Annotated in this window: 13 protein-coding genes and 1 pseudogene; 8 read left to right on the forward strand and 6 right to left on the reverse strand. The window is 41.1% G+C overall.

What is annotated here, in order from left to right; genetic code table 11:
• Positions 1-6: 6 nt before the first annotated feature.
• On the reverse strand, positions 7-915 hold the full coding sequence (locus tag D8805_RS08490) for a DMT family transporter (RefSeq protein ID WP_125416796.1): 909 nt from the start codon (positions 913-915) through the stop codon (positions 7-9).
• A gap of 81 nt (positions 916-996) precedes the next feature.
• The gene (gene pbp1b / locus D8805_RS08495; RefSeq protein ID WP_125416798.1) at positions 997-3,459 is read right to left on the reverse strand and encodes a penicillin-binding protein PBP1B; all 2,463 of its coding nucleotides are present in this window, start codon (positions 3,457-3,459) and stop codon (positions 997-999) included.
• Positions 3,460-3,599: 140 nt separating this feature from the next.
• Between pbp1b and tyrS the strand changes: the two genes are divergently transcribed.
• Positions 3,600-4,856 (forward strand): tyrosine--tRNA ligase, encoded by a 1,257-nt coding sequence (tyrS, locus tag D8805_RS08500; RefSeq protein ID WP_084936846.1) that lies wholly within the window; start codon positions 3,600-3,602, stop codon positions 4,854-4,856.
• A 77-nt stretch (positions 4,857-4,933) separates the two neighbouring features.
• Here tyrS and D8805_RS08505 read toward each other — a convergent pair whose 3' ends face one another.
• Both D8805_RS08505 and D8805_RS08510 read right to left on the reverse strand, forming a co-directional pair.
• On the reverse strand, positions 4,934-6,994 hold the full coding sequence (locus D8805_RS08505) for a heavy metal translocating P-type ATPase (protein ID WP_125416800.1): 2,061 nt from the start codon (positions 6,992-6,994) through the stop codon (positions 4,934-4,936).
• Position 6,995: 1 nt separating this feature from the next.
• Positions 6,996-7,274: a DUF6110 family protein gene (locus tag D8805_RS08510; protein ID WP_000910908.1), complete on the reverse strand. Its 279-nt coding sequence runs from the start codon at positions 7,272-7,274 to the stop codon at positions 6,996-6,998.
• Positions 7,275-7,425: 151 nt separating this feature from the next.
• On the opposite strand from D8805_RS08510, the gene D8805_RS08515 reads away from it, so the two are divergent.
• The gene (locus D8805_RS08515; RefSeq protein ID WP_125416802.1) at positions 7,426-8,274 is read left to right on the forward strand and encodes a putative RNA methyltransferase; all 849 of its coding nucleotides are present in this window, start codon (positions 7,426-7,428) and stop codon (positions 8,272-8,274) included.
• A 62-nt stretch (positions 8,275-8,336) separates the two neighbouring features.
• On the opposite strand, the gene glgP is transcribed toward D8805_RS08515, so the two are convergent.
• Together glgP and malQ are read right to left on the reverse strand one after the other, a co-directional pair.
• Positions 8,337-10,595, reverse strand: coding sequence for a glycogen/starch/alpha-glucan family phosphorylase (gene glgP / locus D8805_RS08520; protein ID WP_125416804.1), 2,259 nt, complete (start codon positions 10,593-10,595; stop codon positions 8,337-8,339).
• A gap of 22 nt (positions 10,596-10,617) precedes the next feature.
• Positions 10,618-12,135 (reverse strand): 4-alpha-glucanotransferase, encoded by a 1,518-nt coding sequence (malQ, locus tag D8805_RS08525; protein ID WP_049478973.1) that lies wholly within the window; start codon positions 12,133-12,135, stop codon positions 10,618-10,620.
• A gap of 475 nt (positions 12,136-12,610) precedes the next feature.
• On the opposite strand from malQ, the gene D8805_RS08530 reads away from it, so the two are divergent.
• The 6 genes and pseudogenes from D8805_RS08530 to D8805_RS08555 form a co-directional block, all read left to right on the forward strand.
• Positions 12,611-13,879, forward strand: coding sequence for an extracellular solute-binding protein (locus tag D8805_RS08530; RefSeq protein WP_125416806.1), 1,269 nt, complete (start codon positions 12,611-12,613; stop codon positions 13,877-13,879).
• 124 nt (positions 13,880-14,003) lie between these two features.
• The gene (locus D8805_RS08535) at positions 14,004-15,296 is read left to right on the forward strand and encodes a sugar ABC transporter permease (RefSeq protein WP_185774590.1); all 1,293 of its coding nucleotides are present in this window, start codon (positions 14,004-14,006) and stop codon (positions 15,294-15,296) included.
• Between the two features lies 1 nt (position 15,297).
• Entirely contained in the window at positions 15,298-16,140 is an 843-nt protein-coding gene (locus D8805_RS08540) for a sugar ABC transporter permease (protein ID WP_001065640.1), read from the forward strand.
• Between the two features lie 180 nt (positions 16,141-16,320).
• A complete protein-coding gene (locus D8805_RS08545) occupies positions 16,321-17,121 on the forward strand; it encodes a DUF1189 domain-containing protein (protein WP_125416808.1) in 801 nt (266 codons plus the stop codon).
• Positions 17,122-17,130: 9 nt separating this feature from the next.
• Positions 17,131-18,117, forward strand: a complete 987-nt coding sequence (locus D8805_RS08550) for a LacI family DNA-binding transcriptional regulator (RefSeq protein WP_125416810.1) — start codon at positions 17,131-17,133, stop codon at positions 18,115-18,117.
• A 69-nt stretch (positions 18,118-18,186) separates the two neighbouring features.
• A pseudogene (locus tag D8805_RS08555) lies at positions 18,187-19,349 on the forward strand (IS3 family transposase); the annotation flags it as partial.

The raw sequence follows: 19,349 nt of genomic DNA on the forward strand, positions 1-19,349 counted from the left end.
AACATTTTACCTTTCCTTCGTTTCCTCTATTGATAAGAAAACCATTGGGACGATAATCAAAATCATAGCCAAAGCTAGAAAACCATCCAAAACCATACCTAGAAATAGCACACTTAACAATGCGGAAGATAAAGGTTCGCTGGCACTCACAACTGATACAACTAAAGGTGAGACGAGTAGCACAGCCTTCATCGAAAGGAAAAAAGCAAAAGCCGTTCCAAACACAGCAATAGTAAAACAAATCAAAAGGCTCGTCACATCAAGTTGGAAGGTAATCTGATGAATAGGATAAAGAAAATTGCTAAAAATACCTGCTAGCAACATCCCCCAACCAACAGTCGGCACAAAACCATAGTCACGTGCAAAACGCTGAGGCAGGATAACGTTGAACATAACCCCTACAGCACTGAGGAGTCCAGTGACCAAAGCTAAGGGAGTCATGGATAACTGGGACAAATCTCCTTTTGTGGCCATCAAAAAAACACCTAACATGGCAATCAAAACATAGAGAATGGCTGTGATAGAAGCCTTCTTTTGATAGACGATACGATTATAAAACAAGATAAAAACTGGACTGATAAATTGCAAAATCGTTGCTGTCGTCGCATTGGAATACTCAACACAGAGATAAAAGAAAAACTGCACAGAAAAAATACCTAGAATAGCATAGGCTAAAAAAGGCAGATAATTTTTCTTGTCCCGCCAGATATCCAATAACTGGGTGCGTAACTGAAAGGCTGATAAAACTAAAACCAAACTCCCTGCCACTAGCAAGCGCATGGAAGTGATCCAGCCAGACGACACCTGATAATGGGCGAAAAAATATTCTCCTAAAATACCACAAATTCCCCAAATTAGACCTGACAACAGTGAATATAGAGTTCCCTTAAAAATCTTCTTTTGATACTTGTTCATATCTTTATTGTAACACGAAATGAAAAAAGAAAAAAGTAGCATGAAAAAATATTATTGAATGAATCATGCTACTTTTTTATTCTATCTATTTGATTGATTTGAGCGAGTTGATGAGCTTGTTCCCGAACTACCACTTGAACTTGGGAGAGTTGGGGTAGGAAGAGTGGGTAAACTTCCTAGGATGTTCTTCCAAGCATTTTGATAATCTGCATCGCTCCCTCCGATGGCAAAGCGGTAAGTGGTTACTGGCGCCCCTTCTTTAGTAGCCCAATAGCTCGTTACTGTAGAACCTGAAACGGTGACTTCTTTGCCATTGATTGTGACCTTGCCAGGTTTCTCTCCTGTCGATTTGAGGACTTGAGACTTGGTCACACTTTGATCTAGACTAAAGCGCTCATTCCCCCATATTCCAGGTTCAGCTTGCTGGATAGCATTAACCAAGTGGGCCATATAATTGGCGTTGCGGTAGTGACCTGCTCCTTTAGCTAACGGTCGGTTGTCGTCGTGACCTAACCAGCCCCCTAGAGTCAAGCGTGGCGTAGAAAGCATAAGCCACATATTTTCATCTTCATTGGTCGTACCAGTCTTTCCAATCCAGTCGGCGCGAGCTAGGCTTGGATTGATGGAAGCCAAGTCGGTCTGGAAGCTCGAAGTAATTCGAGATGAAATCACCTCGCGAAGCAGACTCTGCATAATGGTCGCTGTCGCTTTTGAATAAACTTGGACAGGTTGACTTTTATGCTCATAAATCACTTGTCCCGTCGTCGATTCAATCTTCGCAATCATATGTTTCTTATGGTAAACTCCGTTGTTGGCCAGAGTCTGATATCCGTTGGTATGCTGGGCAACTGTAACATCAATCCCCCCACCCATCGGTAAACTTTCGATACCATATTCTGGGATTTCATAACCCATTTTTTCCATATAACCTTTGACATCGACACCCTTCTCTCGAAGCGTACGATAAGTCCAGTAGGCTGGGATATTCCATGAATAGTTGAGGGCTTCTCCTAAGGTCATCATCCCTGTACCAGGACTATTGACATACATGATGGGATTGCCGTTTGAAAAGTTTGTCGGGTAGTTAGACAAGATGCTTGCACTTCCCATCAAACCTTGGTCAATCGCGATACCATAGGCCAGTATAGGCTTAGTGGTTGAAGCTGGAGAACGCTTAGTATCGATAGCGTGATTGTTCTGATTCTCTTGATAATTACGACCACCAACAAAGCCAAGAATAGCTCCCGTTTGGTTGTCCATGAGGACATTCCCCACCTCAGGCTGGCCTGTCGAATCATCTACCAGACTACCATAATTTGCCACTGCATTCTGCATGGCTGTATGAACTTTTTTATTAATGGTAGTGGTAATTTTATAACCACCGTTTTCAATTTCCTTAGCTGCCAACTCACGATAAGCCTTCTGGATGGACTCATTCTTTAACTCTTGAGCAGAGACGTGGTCTCTCTCAACTAGATAATCATACATCCGATCGGTAGCTTCTGCCAAGGTTGCATAGTAGAGATAGTCGCGTGAGCTTCCGTTGACACTACCTGATGGTAGGAAGTCTTGCTTAAAGTCATAATCCTTGTACTTGTCGTAATCTTCCTGGCTCAGAGCACCTGTCCGGTACATATTGTAGAGGACATCCTTGGCACGCTTGATACCCAAAGCCATATCCTCATCACTCTTCATACTGCCATCAGATTCATAAGGGGAATAACTAATCGGACTCTGTGGTAAGCCTGCGATAAAGGCCGCTTGAGGTATCGTCAAATCTGAAGCATTAACACCGAAAATTCCTTCTGCAGCTTGCTGGGCACCTGCAATATTTTGACCTTTATGATTGCGACCAAAAGGAGCAATATTCAGATAGGTTGTCAGAATTTCGTCCTTGCTCATGACGCGCTCCAAGGCAAGAGCATCTATGATTTCTGTCGCCTTACGAGCCAAGGTCGGAGCATCCCCCACTACTTGTTGCTTGATGACCTGCTGGGTCAAGGTCGAACCACCACTAGACGAGCCTAGACCGACAAAGGTTCCCAAGGTCGCACGAATAACGGCCTTAGGCACAACTCCCTTGTGCTCATTGAAATGCTCGTCCTCTGTCGCAATGATAGCCTTCTTGAGATTATCTGAGATAGCCTCCGAAGCGACTGACGTGCGCAATAGATCTCCTTCAATCGAAGCGATGGTACTTCCGTCAACATAGGTAATTTCTGAGATAGAGGCAATATCCTTCACTTGTTTGACCAGTTCTTCTGTTTGCGGAACCTGGGCCTTGTCAAATAGAGCGACTCCATAACCCATAGCCACACCAGTTCCAAAAAGGCCACCGATAAAGGCCAGAATAAAGAGAGTGTTGAAGGTCACTTTAAAAGCACTTAAAATCTTAGCAAAAATAGACCCTACCTTTCTAACGTTGTCAGAAGAAGCTAATTTCTTATCAGTCTTTTTACTTGCTTGTTTTTTCTTCCATTTGGCAGTTAGTTGCTGGAAAAAATGCAGCATTTTTGTTTTTAATTCATCAATTCTTTTTTTCATGAATGTCCTCGCTTTCTTTATTATACCATAAAAGGGAAACTTTCAATAAAATAGCCACTTTCTTCCCTATTCTACTAGGCTATTGACCAAGTTTGTGATACAATAGGTAGAAACAATATTTTAAAAAGGAGAAAAGACACATGCACATTTTTGATGAGCTAAAAGAGCGTGGTTTGATTTTTCAAACGACTGATGAAGAAGCTTTACGCAAAGCCCTAGAAGAAGGTCAAGTTTCTTATTATACTGGCTACGATCCAACTGCTGACAGCCTTCACCTCGGTCACCTTGTCGCAATCTTGACAAGTCGTCGTTTGCAACTAGCAGGTCACAAACCTTATGCGCTCGTTGGCGGTGCTACAGGTCTCATCGGAGATCCGTCCTTCAAAGATGCTGAGCGTAGTCTCCAAACAAAAGACACAGTAGAGGGCTGGGTCAAGTCTATCCAAGGACAACTTTCTCGCTTTCTTGACTTTGAAAATGGTGAAAATAAAGCTGTCATGGTCAACAACTACGACTGGTTTGGCAGCATCAGCTTCATTGACTTCCTCCGTGATATCGGGAAATACTTCACTGTCAACTACATGATGAGCAAGGAGTCTGTGAAGAAACGTATTGAAACAGGGATTTCTTACACTGAGTTTGCTTACCAAATCATGCAAGGGTATGACTTCTTTGTCCTTAACCAAGAGCACAACGTGACGCTACAAATCGGTGGTTCTGACCAGTGGGGAAATATGACAGCTGGTACCGAATTACTTCGTCGGAAGGCTGACAAGACTGGTCACGTTATCACCGTTCCCCTTATCACTGATGCGACTGGTAAGAAATTTGGTAAATCAGAAGGAAACGCAGTCTGGCTCAATCCTGAAAAGACTTCTCCATACGAAATGTACCAATTCTGGATGAACGTCATGGACGCTGACGCTGTTCGCTTCTTGAAGATCTTTACTTTCTTATCACTTGATGAGATTGAAGAGATCCGCAAACAGTTTGAAGCAGCTCCACACGAACGCTTGGCTCAAAAGGTCTTGGCTCGTGAAGTTGTCACACTTGTTCACGGCGAAGAAGCCTATAAGGAAGCCCTCAATATCACAGAGCAACTCTTTGCTGGAAATATCAAAAACCTTTCTGTCAAAGAACTCAAACAAGGACTTCGTGGTGTGCCAAACTACCAAGTACAAGCAGACGAAAACCACAATATCGTGGAACTGCTCGTCTCATCTGGTGTAGTTAACTCAAAACGCCAAGCCCGTGAAGATGTCCAAAATGGAGCTATTTACGTCAACGGCGACCGCATCCAAGACCTGGACTATGTCTTGAGTGACGCAGATAAGTTAGAAAATGAACTAACTGTTATCCGCCGCGGAAAGAAGAAATACTTTGTATTGACTTACTAAATTGTTAAACATTTACCTATAAACAAAGGAGTTACCCTCAAGAAAGGTAACTCCTTTTTGCTGTGAATAGTTCCCACCTATCCCTTAATAGACAGACTACGCAAGACAATGCGCAAGGTTGTTAGATTATGTAAGATAGAGAGATTTGAAGGACTGAGCCAATTAAATAAGCCAAAGCCAATCAAACTACTATTTACGACAATGGTATCTTGAATATTCTTCTTGATGAGTATTTGCAAAGATGATGATAGCGAATCCAACTCTTGGAAGAAATCCAAGCGATTATCTAACAATAAGATATCACTCATCTGCTTAGAAATATCTGCGCTCTCATTCATCACCACACCGATATCTGATAGGGTTAGAGCCGCTGAGTCATTCAACCCATCTCCAACCATCAAAATAGTATGACCTGCTTTCTGCAGTTCCTCTACTAACTCAAATTTCCCATCAGGTTTCAAGTCTGTATAGACCTGATCAAACGGCAAATCTTTTACTAATTCCTCTGTCCTAACCAAGGTGTCCCCTGTGGCCAGAATCAATTTTTTCCCTTGTGCCTTAAGTTTCTCCAAGGCTACTTTTGCTTCTTTTCTCAAAGGAGTATGAATGCAGAACATTCCAATCAATTCATTCTGATAAGCTAAGAATAAGAGATTGTAGTGACTCTTGTACTCTTCAATTAAAGCATTTTGCTCCGAACTGATATGAATCTGCTCATCCTGCATCAAGACATAATTTCCAATAAGAACTGGTTGCCCATCAATATGGGACTTAATTCCCTTGCTTGCAATATATTGGAGTTTCCCATGCATTTCCTCATGTTCAATCCCCTCTATCTCAGCTTGCTTGACAATGGCATTAGCAATAGGATGATAAATGTGTTCCTCAAGACAGGCACTGATTCTGAGAATATCTTCCTCGCTATAATCCCCAAAAGGTAACACCTTTTCAACTATAGGATAGCTAGTTGTGATTGTTCCTGTCTTATCAAACAAGAAAGTATCAACTTCCAGATATTTCTCTAGAACATCTCCATCCTTAATCACCATTTCACGGTTCAACCCCTCTTTGATAGCTGTCAAATAAGCTACAGGAGTAGAGATTTTCAAAGCGCAGGAGAAATCGACCAATAGGAATGAAATAGCCTTAGAAAAAGAGCCCGTTAATAGGTAAGTCAGACCAGCCCCCAAGAAATTATATTTGACGACCTTGTCCGCCATCTTGATGAAATAGCGTTGTTTCGTTTTCTTATTTTCTTCAGATTTCTTCATCAACTCAATCAGCTGTAAAATACGGCTGTTCATCTGATTATCGGTTACACGAATGCGTAGCTCCCCAGTCTCCAAGACTGTGTTTGCACAAACCAAATCAGACTCTCTTTTTTCAACTGGAAAACTCTCTCCCGTCAAGGAACTTTCGTTGACCATACCTAAACCTGAAACTACTTGTCCATCAAACAGAATTTCATTTCCTTGAGATAGGACCAAGACATCTCCTATTTGAACATCGGAACTCTTGATACTAACGACCGTATCACCCTGTACCAAGAATACATCGCTTTCTTTTGCAAGAAGGCTTTGTTCTAAATCTGTTGCAGTTTTTTTCAAGGACCACTGATCTAAATGATTCCCCAAATCAAGCATAAACATGATGTTGCTGGCAGTCTTGGATTGATTCATGAACAAAGACAATAAAATCGCCGAACAGTCCAAGACCTCCATCGTTAGTTCCTTACGCGCTAGGGTCTGATAGGCTTCTCTAACATAACCCAAAGCCTGGTAACAGGTCCAGATATATCGAATAGGATAAGGTACAAAACTACGAAAAAGCACACGCTTAATCGCTGCACCTGAAACGATAGAATAGGCACTCTCTTCTCTACGAACAGGAAGAGTCATCAACTCAGAAACTTTCCCTTTATCAATTCTTTTTAAAAAGGCTTCTGCATTGTCTAATACAGAGAAGCCTTCTTTTATACGTAGGGTAAAGTGCTGTTGATCCATGTAAAACTGAATAGACTCAATTCCCTTCTCATCTCTCGCCAAGGAACGAAGATAGTCTTGAATATCCAAGGTGAGTGAAAAAGAAGATGATAGTCGGATATGTTGATATCCTCTATATAGCACTTTAAAAGACATATTATTCTCCTATAAGGCTATCTAATTGCTCTTCTTTTTTCTCTTGCTCATACAAATATTTAGCATCTTGCAAAACATCGTCTCCATGTTGCTTCACAACAGAAACAGATGCATCTAGCTCATCTTTAAACTTGTAAGCCTTAGCCAAAGCTTTAGAATAACCTTTTTTAGCTTCCTTACTTGCTAAGATTTTCAAACCAAGGGTACCAAATGCGACACCACCCAAAAATAATGAAGATTTTTTCGCAACTTTTGCAACGGTTAGTACTTCTTTTAACATACTTATTTCCTCCTTATCATTATTATATAGCAATTTAGATATAAAAGCAATTTCATTTTATAAATTGAAGAATTAGTTTTATTTCTACTGAATCTCCCATCTACTTACTCCTGAAGTTGCTTTCACTTGTCTCTTTTGATACACTTAAACTATGAATACAAACCTCAAACCAAAACTCCAGCGCTTTGTTGCTGCTAGCTCCTTTGCCTGCCCCATCTGCCAAGAAAATCTGACCTTGGTCGAAACTAGTCTCAAGTGTAGCAATCGCCATTCTTTTGATCTGGCAAAATTCGGCTATGTCAACTTGGCTCCTCAGATCAAGCAATCTGCCAACTACAACAAAGAAAACTTTCAAAATCGCCAGCAAATTCTTGAAGCTGGTTTTTATCAGGCTATTTTAGAAGGTATCTCGGACTTACTAACAACTAATCCATCCGCAAAAACAGTTTTGGATATCGGCTGTGGCGAAGGATTCTACTCTCGCAAGCTCCAAGAAAAACACTCTGATAAAACCTTCTATGCCTTTGATATTTCCAAAGATTCCGTTCAAATCGCTGCCAAAAGCGAACCCAACTGGGCGGTTAATTGGTTTGTCGGTGACCTGGCTCGTCTTCCTATAAAAGACGCTAGCATGGATATCCTGCTTGATATCTTTTCACCTGCCAACTATGGGGAATTTCGTCGCGTTTTATCCAAAGACGGTATCTTGATTAAGGTCATCCCGACTGAAAATCACCTCAAAGAAATCCGTCATATGGTGCAGGACCAGCTGACAAAGAAGGACTATTCCAATCAAGATATCAAAGAACATTTCCAGGAACACTTCAGTATCCAATCTAGCCAAATAGCTTCCCTAACCAAACCCATCACAGCAGAGCAACGCCAAGCCCTGCTTGCCATGACACCCTTACTCTTTCACGTTGATCAAACCAAGATTGACTGGAGCCAACTGACAGAGATTACCATCGAAGCAGAGATTCTGGTTGGGAAAGCACTGTAAATAAAACTTTCAGATAAAACAAAACCCGCACCTTCAAGGTACGGGTTTAAATTATGTAATTATTAGTTCAAGTGCCAGATATCTTCGTTATACTGAGCGATTGTACGGTCAGATGAGAAGAATCCTGCTTTGGCAATGTTGACGATGACTTTATCCAACCATGCGTCACGGTCTTCGTAGTCAGCAAGCATTTGCTCTTTCACTTTGATGTAGTCTTCCAAGTCAAGTAGAGTCATGAACCAGTCTTTGTTGATCAATTCGTTGTAAAGACGTTCCAAGCGTTCTTTCTTACCTACTGCAAGAACAGCATCGCTCACGATGAAGTCAACCAATGGTTTGATAGCTTTACGAGCGTAGAATTCGCTTGATTTGTAAGCTGCTTTTGCGTAAAGGTCAATAACAGTTTCTGAATCTTCACCGAAGATGTAGATGTTTTCGTCGCCAACCAATTCAGCAATTTCCACGTTAGCTCCGTCCATAGTACCAAGAGTCAAAGCTCCATTCAACATGAATTTCATGTTACCAGTACCTGAAGCTTCTTTAGAAGCAAGTGAGATTTGTTCTGAGATGTCACATGCTGGGATGAGGAAGCTTGCTGCAGTAACGTTATAGTTTTCAACCATTACAACTTGCAAGTGTGGAGCTACTGCTGGGTCATTTGCAATCACTTCTGATAAGCAAAGAATCAAGTGGATGATATCTTGAGCGATTGTGTAGGCAGGAGCTGCTTTACCACCAAAGAAGACTGTGATTGGACGAGCAGGGATATTACCAGCCTTGATATCAAGGTATTTGTGGATCACATACAAAGCGTTCATTTGTTGGCGTTTGTACTCGTGAAGACGTTTGATTTGGATATCAAAGATAGAGTTTGTATTGATCTCCACACCTTGGTGTTCTTTCAAGTGACGAGCCAATTTACGTTTGTTGTGAGCCTTGATGCTTTCCAATTTTTCTTTGACAGCAGCCTTGTCTTCGTATGACAAAAGTTTTTCAAGCTCATCCGCTTCATGGTGCCAACCACGGCCAATGATCTCATCCAAGTAGTGAGACAAGCTTGGGTTAGCATGCATGAGCCAACGACGGAAAGTGATACCGTTTGTTTTGTTGTTGAATTTTTCTGGGTAGATGTCGTAGAAAGCTTTCAACTCTGAGTTTTTCAAAATCTCAGTGTGGAGAGCCGCAACCCCGTTTACGCTGTATCCATAGTGGATATCCATGTGAGCCATGTGGACACGTTCGCTCTCATCGATGATTTGAACAGCTGGATCTTTGTATTCTGCCTTCACACGACGGTCCAATTCTTCGATGATTGGTACCAAGTGAGGAACCACTTCTTCCAAGAATTCAAGAGGCCATTTTTCAAGGGCTTCAGCAAGGATTGTGTGGTTAGTGTAGGCAGTCATGCTACGTACGATCGAGATTGCTTCATCAAGTTCGATACCACGTGCAGTCAAGAGACGGATCAATTCAGGGATCACCATTGATGGGTGAGTATCGTTGATTTGTACAACTGCGTAGTCCGCAAGGTCATGCAAGTTGCTTCCTTTTTCGATTGCTTCGTCGATGATCAATTGCGCACCGTTTGAAACCATGAAGTATTGTTGGAAGATACGGAGCAATTCACCTTGCTTGTCGCTGTCGTCTGGGTAAAGGAAGAGAGTCAAGTTGCGAGCGATATCTGTCTTGTCAAAGTTGATACCATCTTCGATGATAGAAGAATCAACTGAATCCAAGTCAAATAAACGCAAGCGGTTTTTAGTAGCTGTCTTGTAACCAGGTACATCAATATCGTAAAGAGTAGATGTCAATGTGAAGTGTGCAAATGGCACTTGGTAGCTACGGCTTGAGCGTACCAACCAGTTTTGCTCTGTCAACCAAGCGTTAGGAATTGTTTCTTGTTGGTTGTTTTTAAGAACTTGTTGGAAAAGACCGAAGTGGTAGTTCAAACCAACACCGTCACCATTCAAACCAAGTGTAGCGATTGAGTCGATAAAGCAGGCTGCCAAACGTCCCAATCCACCGTTACCAAGTGATGGTTCCAATTCGACTTCTTCAACTTCGATCAAGTCTTTACCTGCAGCTGCAAGTTCTTTTTTCACATCGTCGTAAAGACCAAGGTTGATCAAGTTGTTTGACAAGAGTTTACCGATTAAGAACTCAGCTGAGATGTAGTAAACTTTTTTCTTACCAGTGTTGACTGGTTTTTGACTGCTAGCAAGCTTGCTGTAGTTGAGAAGAGCAAGGTAAAGCTCTTCATTGCTACATTCTGCAATGGTTTTATTGTAATGCTTTTGTACAAATTCTTTTAATGGTAACATTTTTGTGTCTCCTGATATTGTCTTATTTCTTTAATTCTACCAAATTTTCATTAATTCGGCGATAAATTGTAGTCAAGTCAAGCAAAGTTTCTTCAACAGCTGGTGTGAGTTGATCTGCTGTCATACGCCATGACCAGTTTCCACCAAGAGTAGATGGGAAGTTCATACGAGCTGACTCATCTAGTTCTAGCAAGTCTTGCATAGTGGCAATAGCCATGAAGCTAACAGATGAAAATACTGTGCGAAGCATTGCGTGTGGCACTGTTTCATACTCTTTACGGTTTGTGTAACGAGCCATGTATTCACGAGTTGGATCGTCGATCTCATTACGGTACCAACCAAGGACTGTATTGTTATCGTGTGTTCCTGTGTACATAACAGAATTAGCTGGCGCCAAGTGTGGGCTATCGATACTTTCGTCTTCTGGGTTGAAGGCGAATTGAAGAATCTTCATTCCTGGGAAGCCAGTGCGTTCACGCAACTCGATAACTTCATCTGTCATGAAACCAAGGTCTTCTGCGATGATGTTTAGCTCACCAAGCTCTTCTTTAACAGCTGCAAAAAGCTTATAGCCTGGGCCTTTCACCCATTTACCAGGTGCTGCTGTATCGGAACCAGCAGGAATTTCCCAGTAAGATTCGAAACCGCGGAAGTGGTCGATACGAACGATATCGTAGATTTTGAAGCTTTCGCGCAAGCGTTCAACCCACCATTTGTAACCGTCTTTGTCCATCGCTTCCCAGTCATAGATTGGGTTCCCCCAAAGCTGACCAGTGGCAGAAAACTCATCTGGTGGGCATCCTGCGATGCAAGTTGCTTTACCATTGGCATCTGTCTTGAAGAGATGTGGATTTGCCCACATGTCGCTTGAATCTTCCGCTACATAGATAGGCATGTCTCCAACGATTTCAATGTGGTTGTCGTTAGCGTAGGCTTTCAATTTCAACCATTGTTGGAAGAAGAAGTATTGAGTCACACGGTGGTAAACCAACTTGTCTGCCAATTTCTCACGGTAGCTTTCAAGTGCTGAAGCTTTACGCGCACGAGCATCTGCATCTGGCCATTCTGTCCAAGCAAGATTGTCAAAATGCTCTTTAATAGCCATATATTCTGCGAAGAGTTCAAGCCATGATTGGTTGTCTTGAGCAAATTTCTCAAAATCTTTGACATCACCCACTTCCAAGAAGCGTTTAACTGCTTTTTCTAAAAGCGGACGACGTGCGTAATAAATCTTCGCATAATCAACTTCAGATGCATCGCTACCAAAGTCAACACCTTCAAGGTCACTAGCTTCGAGCAGGCCTTGTTCTACCAAGATATCAAGGTCGATAAAATGCGTATTTCCAGCAAAGGCTGAGAATGATTGGTATGGAGAATCTCCATAGCTTGTTGTCCCAAGAGGGAGGATTTGCCAGTAACGTTGCTTCGTACGAACCAAGAAGTCAACGAAATCATAGGCAGTCTGACCAAATGATCCAATTCCGTATGCTCCTGGTAGAGAAGAGATGTGCATCAACACACCACTTTGACGTTTTTTCATAATAGCACCTCATGTGTTTGTTATAAAACGTTGCGCAATCAAGGCGCAAACGTTTGCGTTAATTTAAGTATAGCGTATTTCAAACACAAATGCAAGCGTTTTTAAAAAATTTTTTTGAATTATTTTAATCAAACAAAACTTGTTCCCACTGATATTTTATGAAATGAGCCAAAAAAATTTTAAAGATTTTCTGATTTAAGATAATTCATTCCAAACTTCTGCTCTATTTTCTGAAAAATCTAGCCAAATTTACGCAATCGTTTCCCTTAGACATTTTCAAAGCGAGAAAAACTAAAAGTTGAAGTTTTTTCCTATATAAAGGCATTGATAAAAATTTGAAACCTTAAAATTTTTTTAAAATTTTTTCTAAAAATGCTTGCAACCGTTTTCTGTTTGTGCTATACTAGGCACATAAAAGAAAACGTTTGCGTTTTCTCATTAAATTATTTTTGTTATTCTTTAGGAGGAATACACTATGTCATCTAAATTCATGAAGAGCGCTGCTGTGCTCGGAACTGCTACTCTTGCTAGCTTGCTCTTGGTAGCTTGCGGAAGCAAATCTGCTGATAAAGCGGCTGATACTAGCTCTTCAGAAGCAAAAGAACTCACTTTCTATGTTGAAGACCAATATAAAGCCTTTGCTGAATCAGCTGCAAAAGCTTATGAAAAAGAAGCAGGTGTAAAAGTTACTATCAAAACAGGAGACCAAATGGGTGGTCTTGACAATCTTTCACTTGACAACCAATCTGGTAAAGCTGCTGATGTCATGATGGCTCCATACGACCGTGTAGGTAGCCTTGGTACTGACGGACAACTTTCAGAAGTTACTCTTAGCGACGGTGCAAAGACAGACGATAAAACAAAATCTCTTGTAACTGTTGGTGGTAAAGTGTATGGTGCTCCAGCCGTTATCGAATCACTCGTTTTGTACTACAATAAAGACTTGCTAAAAGAAGCTCCTAAAACTTTTGGTGACCTAGAAAATCTTGCTAAGGACAGCAAATACGCTTTCGCTGGTGAAGATGGTAAAACAACTGCCTTCCTTGCTGACTGGACAAACTTCTACTACTCATATGGACTTCTTGCTGGTAACGGTGGTTACGTATTCGGACAAAACGGTAAAGATCCTAAAGACATCGGACTTGCAAACGAAGGTGCCATTACAGCTATCAACTACGCTAAATCTTGGTACGAAAAATGGCCTAAAGGTATGCAAGATACTGAAGGAGCTCCAAACTTAATCCAAACTCAATTCCAAGAAGGTAAAACAGCTGCCATCATCGATGGTCCTTGGAAAGCTCAAGCATTCAAAGATGCTAAAGTAAACTACGGTGTTGCTACTATCCCAACTCTTCCAAACGGGAAAAACTACGAAACATTCGGTGGTGGTAAAGCTTGGATCATTCCATCAAGCACTAAGAACCTTGAAGCTGCTCAAAAATTTGTAGACTTCCTTGTATCAACTGAACAACAAAAAGCCTTCTACGATGCAACCAACGAAATCCCAGCTAACACAGAAGCTCGTACTTATGCTGAAGGTAAAAAAGATGAGTTGACAACAGCCGTGATTGAACAGTTCAAGAACGCTCAACCAATGCCAAACATCTCACAAATGTCAGCTGTTTGGGACCCAGCTAAAACAATGCTCTTTGAAGCTGTAAGTGGTAAAAAAGATGCGAAAACAGCTGCTAACGATGCTGTAACATTGATCAAAGAAACAATCAAACAAAAATTTGGTGAATAATTGATTTGTTCAAGGGGGGTGGAAGTGAAATCCCCCTTTGAATGTATAGATGCGTTTCTTATCAGATATGCGTATCTTGCGATTGAACCCGAGTTTTATCTCGCATCCTATGAAAGGAGTAATCATGGAAAAACAACAGCCTCGCAAAGCAGCCTTGCTGTCAATCATTCCTGGTTTAGGACAAATCTATAACAAACAAAAAGCTAAAGGATTTATTTTTCTTGGTGTTACTGTTCTATTTGTTCTGTATTTTCTAACACTTGCAAGCCCTGAATTGAGCAATTTGATCACACTTGGTGAAAAGCCTGGTCGTGACAATTCACTTTTCATGCTGATTCGTGGTGCCTTCCACTCTATCTTTGTTGTCGTCTACCTGCTCTTTTATATCTTTAATATCAAGGACGCACATACGACTGCTAAACGTATCAACAATGGTATTCCTGTAGCTCGTACCTTCAAGGATATGATTAAAGGTATTTATGAGAATGGATTCCCATACCTTTTGATTATCCCATCGTATGTAGCGATGACATTTGCGATTATCTTCCCAGTTATCGTAACCTTGATGATCGCCTTTACCAACTACGACTTCCAACACTTGCCACCAAACAAATTGTTGGACTGGGTTGGTTTGACTAACTTCACAAATATCTGGAGCTTAAGTACCTTCCGTTCAGCCTTTGGTTCGGTTCTTTCTTGGACTATTATCTGGGCCTTGTCTGCTTCTACTTTGCAGATTGTGATTGGTATCTTCACCGCTATCATTGCTAATCAACCATTTATCAAAGGAAAACGTATCTTTGGTGTTATTTTCCTTCTTCCTTGGGCTGTTCCAGCCTTCATCACTATCTTGACATTCTCAAACATGTTTAATGATAGTGTCGGTGCCATCAACACCCAAGTCTTGCCTCTTTTGTCTAAGGTCCTTCCTTTCCTAGATGGAGCTCTTATCCCTTGGAAAACAAATCCAACTTGGACTAAGGTTGCCTTGATTATGATGCAAGGTTGGCTTGGATTCCCATACATCTACGTTTTGACCTTGGGTATCTTGCAGTCTATTCCTAACGACCTCTACGAAGCGGCTTACATCGATGGTGCTAATGCTTGGCAAAAATTCCGCAACATCACTTTCCCAATGATCTTGGCTGTTGCAGCTCCAACATTGATTAGCCAATACACCTTCAACTTTAACAACTTCTCTATCATGTATCTCTTTAATGGTGGAGGTCCTGGTACTGTCGGAGGCGGAGCTGGTTCAACTGATATCTTGATTTCATGGATTTACCGTTTGACAACAGGTACATCTCCTCAATACTCTATGGCGGCAGCTGTTACCTTGATTATCTCAATCATTGTCATCTCTATCTCTATGATCGCATTCAAGAAACTACACGCATTTGATATGGAGGACGTCTAAGATGAATAACTCAATCAAACTCAAACGTAGACTGACTCAAACCCTCACTTACCTCTACTTGATTGGCCTATCAATCGTGATCATCTACCCACTTTTGATCACCATCATGTCCGCCTTCAAAGCAGGTAACGTCGCAGCCTTTAAACTAGATACTAACATCGACTTCAATTTTGATAACTTTAAAGGGCTCTTCACCGAAACCTTGTATGGCACTTGGTACCTTAATACTTTGATTATTGCCTTTATCACAATGGCTGTTCAAACAAGTATCATCGTACTTGCAGGTTACGCCTACAGTCGTTACAACTTCTTGGCTCGTAAGCAAAGTTTGGTCTTCTTCTTGATCATCCAAATGGTGCCAACTATGGCCGCTTTGACAGCCTTCTTCGTTATGGCACTTATGTTGAACGCCCTTAACCATAGCTGGTTCCTCATCTTCCTCTATGTCGGTGGAGGTATCCCGATGAATGCTTGGCTCATGAAAGGCTACTTCGATACCGTGCCAATGTCTCTAGACGAATCTGCAAAACTAGATGGTGCTGGACACTTCCGCCGCTTCTGGCAAATTGTTCTCCCACTCGTTCGCCCAATGGTGGCTGTACAAGCTCTATGGGCCTTCATGGGACCTTTCGGAGACTACATTCTCTCTAGTTTCTTGCTTCGTGAGAAAGAATACTTTACTGTTGCCGTTGGTCTCCAAACCTTCGTTAGCAATGTGAAAAACATGAAGATCGCCTACTTCTCAGCAGGTGCTATCCTCATCGCCCTTCCAATCTGTATTCTCTTCTTCTTCCTACAAAAGAACTTTGTTTCAGGACTTACAAGTGGTGGCGACAAGGGATAATTTATCCCCGCCACCCTTTTTCATTTTGGATCTTACTTGTAAAGTTGAAAGATCAGACACAAGACCACAAATAGTAGCAAAATCCGCTTTTCAAAAAGCAATTTCTCTACTAGACTTGAAATAAAGCACATTTCTCTATATAATAATACTCATATAGAAAACACTTTTAGAAAGATGCCTATGCTTCCATATCCATTCTCGTATTTCTCTAGTATCTGGGGATTTCGTAAGCCCCTATCAAAACGTTTCGGCCTCAACTGGTTTCAGCTTCTCTTTACGAGCATTTTCCTCATCAGCTTGTCTATGGTTCCGATTGCCATTCAAAACAGCTCTCAGGAGACATATCCACTGGATACCTTTATCGATAATGTCTACACTCCACTGACAGATGAAGCCATCATGGACTTGTCAGAGAATGTACAAATCGTAGATGGAAAGCTGAACTACTCAGGCACTAAGAATCAGCAGCCTTCTCTTTTGATCGGTCCAAGCCAAAGCAAAGAATTGCCAAAGGACCTACAACTGCATTTTGATACGGAAGAACTCGTCATCAGTAAGGAAAGTAAGGAATTGACTCGCATTCGCTACCACGCGATTCAAACGGAGAGTTTCCAGGGCAAGGAAGCTTTAACCCAGGCTATTTCTAAAGACTGGTACCAACAGAACCGTGTCTATATCAGTCTCTTTCTCGTCCTTGGTGCAAGCTTCCTCTTTGGATTGAATTTCTTCATTGTCTCTCTTGGAGCTAGCTTTTTCCTTTATATCACCAAAAAATCACGCCTCTTTTCATTTAGGAGCTTTAAAGAGTGCTACCATTTTATCTTGAACTGTTTAGGATTACCAACTTTGATTACGCTTGTTTTGGGACTTTTTGGCCAAAATATGACAACCCTTATCACTGTACAAAACATTCTTTTTGTTCTTTATCTGGTCACTATTTTTTACAAGACACATTTCCGTGATCCAGATTATCATAAATAGGAGATTTTTATGCCCGTTACGATTAAAGATGTGGCCAAGGCTGCAGGTGTCTCACCTTCAACCGTAACCCGCGTTATTCAAAACAAATCAACGATTAGCGATGAAACCAAAAAACGAGTTCGCAAGGCTATGAAGGAACTCAATTACCATCCCAATCTCAATGCTCGTAGTTTGGTGAGTAGCTATACTCAGGTTATCGGTTTGGTATTGCCTGACGACTCGGATGCCTTCTACCAAAATCCTTTCTTCCCATCTGTCCTACGAGGGATCGCCCAAGTCGCATCTGAGAACCACTATGCTATTCAGATTGCAACAGGGAAAGATGAGAAGGAGCGTCTCAATGCCATCTCACAAATGGTCTATGGGAAACGTGTCGATGGTTTGATTTTCCTCTACGCTCAAGAAGAAGATCCACTAGTGAAGCTCGTAGCGGAAGAACAGTTTCCTTTCCTCATCCTCGGAAAATCCCTTTCACCCTTTATCCCACTTGTCGACAATGATAATGTCCAAGCCGGTTTTGATGCAACTGAGTATTTCATCAAAAAGGGATGCAGCAGAATTGCCTTTATCGGAGGAACCAAGAAACTTTTCGTTACACAAGATCGTCTAAAAGGTTACGAATTGGCACTCAAACAACATCAACTTCCGATGGATACCAACCTGACCTACTTTGCAAATGAATTTCTAGAAGAAAAAGGTTATCAATTCAGCAAACTCCTATTTAAGCATGATCCGCAGATTGATGCTATCATCACAACCGACAGCCTTTTGGCTGAAGGGGTTTGCGACTACATTAGTAAGCATCAGTTAAATGTTCCCGTCTTAAGTTTTGACTCTGTCAATCCTCGACTCGACCTAGTAGCCTATGTCGATATCAATAGTCTGGAACTTGGACGAACATCATTTGAAACGATTTTGCAGATTATCAATGACGCGAAAAATAATAGACAGATTTGTTACCGTCAGTTGATCGCCCACAAAATTATCGAAAAATAAATACCAGCTCCAGTGAACTGCACCCCAAAAGTTAGACAGAAAAAATCTAACTTTTGGGGTGTTTTTATTATGAAATTGAGTTATGAAGATAAAGTTCAGATCTATGAACTTAGAAAACAAGGATATGGCTTAGAGAAGCTTTCAAATAAATTTGGGATAAACAATTCTAATCTTAGATACATGATTAAATTGATTGATCGTTACTATTCTCCTGAATTAAAACAAGAAATGATTAATAAAGTCTTACATGAAGGCTGGACTAAAGATAGAGTTTCTCTTGAATACGGTCTCCCAAGTCGTACGATACTTCTTAACTGGCTAGCGAAATACAAGAAAAACGCGTATACTATTGTTGAGAAAACAAAAGGGAGACCGCCTAAAATGGGACGTAAGCCAAAGAAGAAACCTGAAGAAATGACAGAATTAGAACGTCTTCAAGCAGAAAATGAGTACCTGAGAGCGGAGAATGCCATTCTAAAAAAGTTGAGAGAACTCCGATTGAAGGAGGAAAAAGAGACAGAAGAAAAACGGAAATTGTCCGAGGATTGGTAACAGAGTTTTCTTTAGACATTCTCCTAAAGATTATTAAGCTTGCCCGTTCAACCTATTATTACCACTTAAAACAGCTAGATAAACCAGATAAGAATCAAGATATTAAAATCGAAATTCAGGCCATTGATAATGACTATAAAGGAAATTATGGCTATCGTAGAATTACTCTTGAACTAAGAAATCGTGGTTTTACAGTGAATCATAAGAAAGTTCAACGTCTGATGAAGGTCCTTGGTTTAAGTGCTCGAATTCGTCGGAAACGAAAGTATTCTTCCTACAAAGGAGAGATTGGTAAGAAAGCAGACAACCTGATTCAACGTCAGTTTGAAGCATCAAGGCCAATGGAAAAGTGCTATACGGATGTGACAGAGTTTGCTATTCCAAATAGCATACAGAAATTGTATTTATCGCCTGTTTTAGAAGGCTTTAATAGCGAAATTATCGCCTATAATCTTTCTTGTTCTCCTAATTTAGAACAAGTGAAAGCTATGCTGGAGCAGGCCTTTACAGAGAAATACTATGAGAATACGAGTCTCCATAGTGATCAAGGATGGCAATACCAACACGATTCTTATCACAGGTTTTTAGAGAGTAAGGGAATCCAAACATCTATGTCACGTAAAGGTAACAGCCCAGACAACGGTATGATGGAATCTTTCTTTGGCATTTTGAAATCGGAA

This window comes from Streptococcus oralis subsp. dentisani, from assembly GCF_003944205.1.
In the GTDB taxonomy this organism is placed as follows: domain Bacteria; phylum Bacillota; class Bacilli; order Lactobacillales; family Streptococcaceae; genus Streptococcus; species Streptococcus oralis_BH.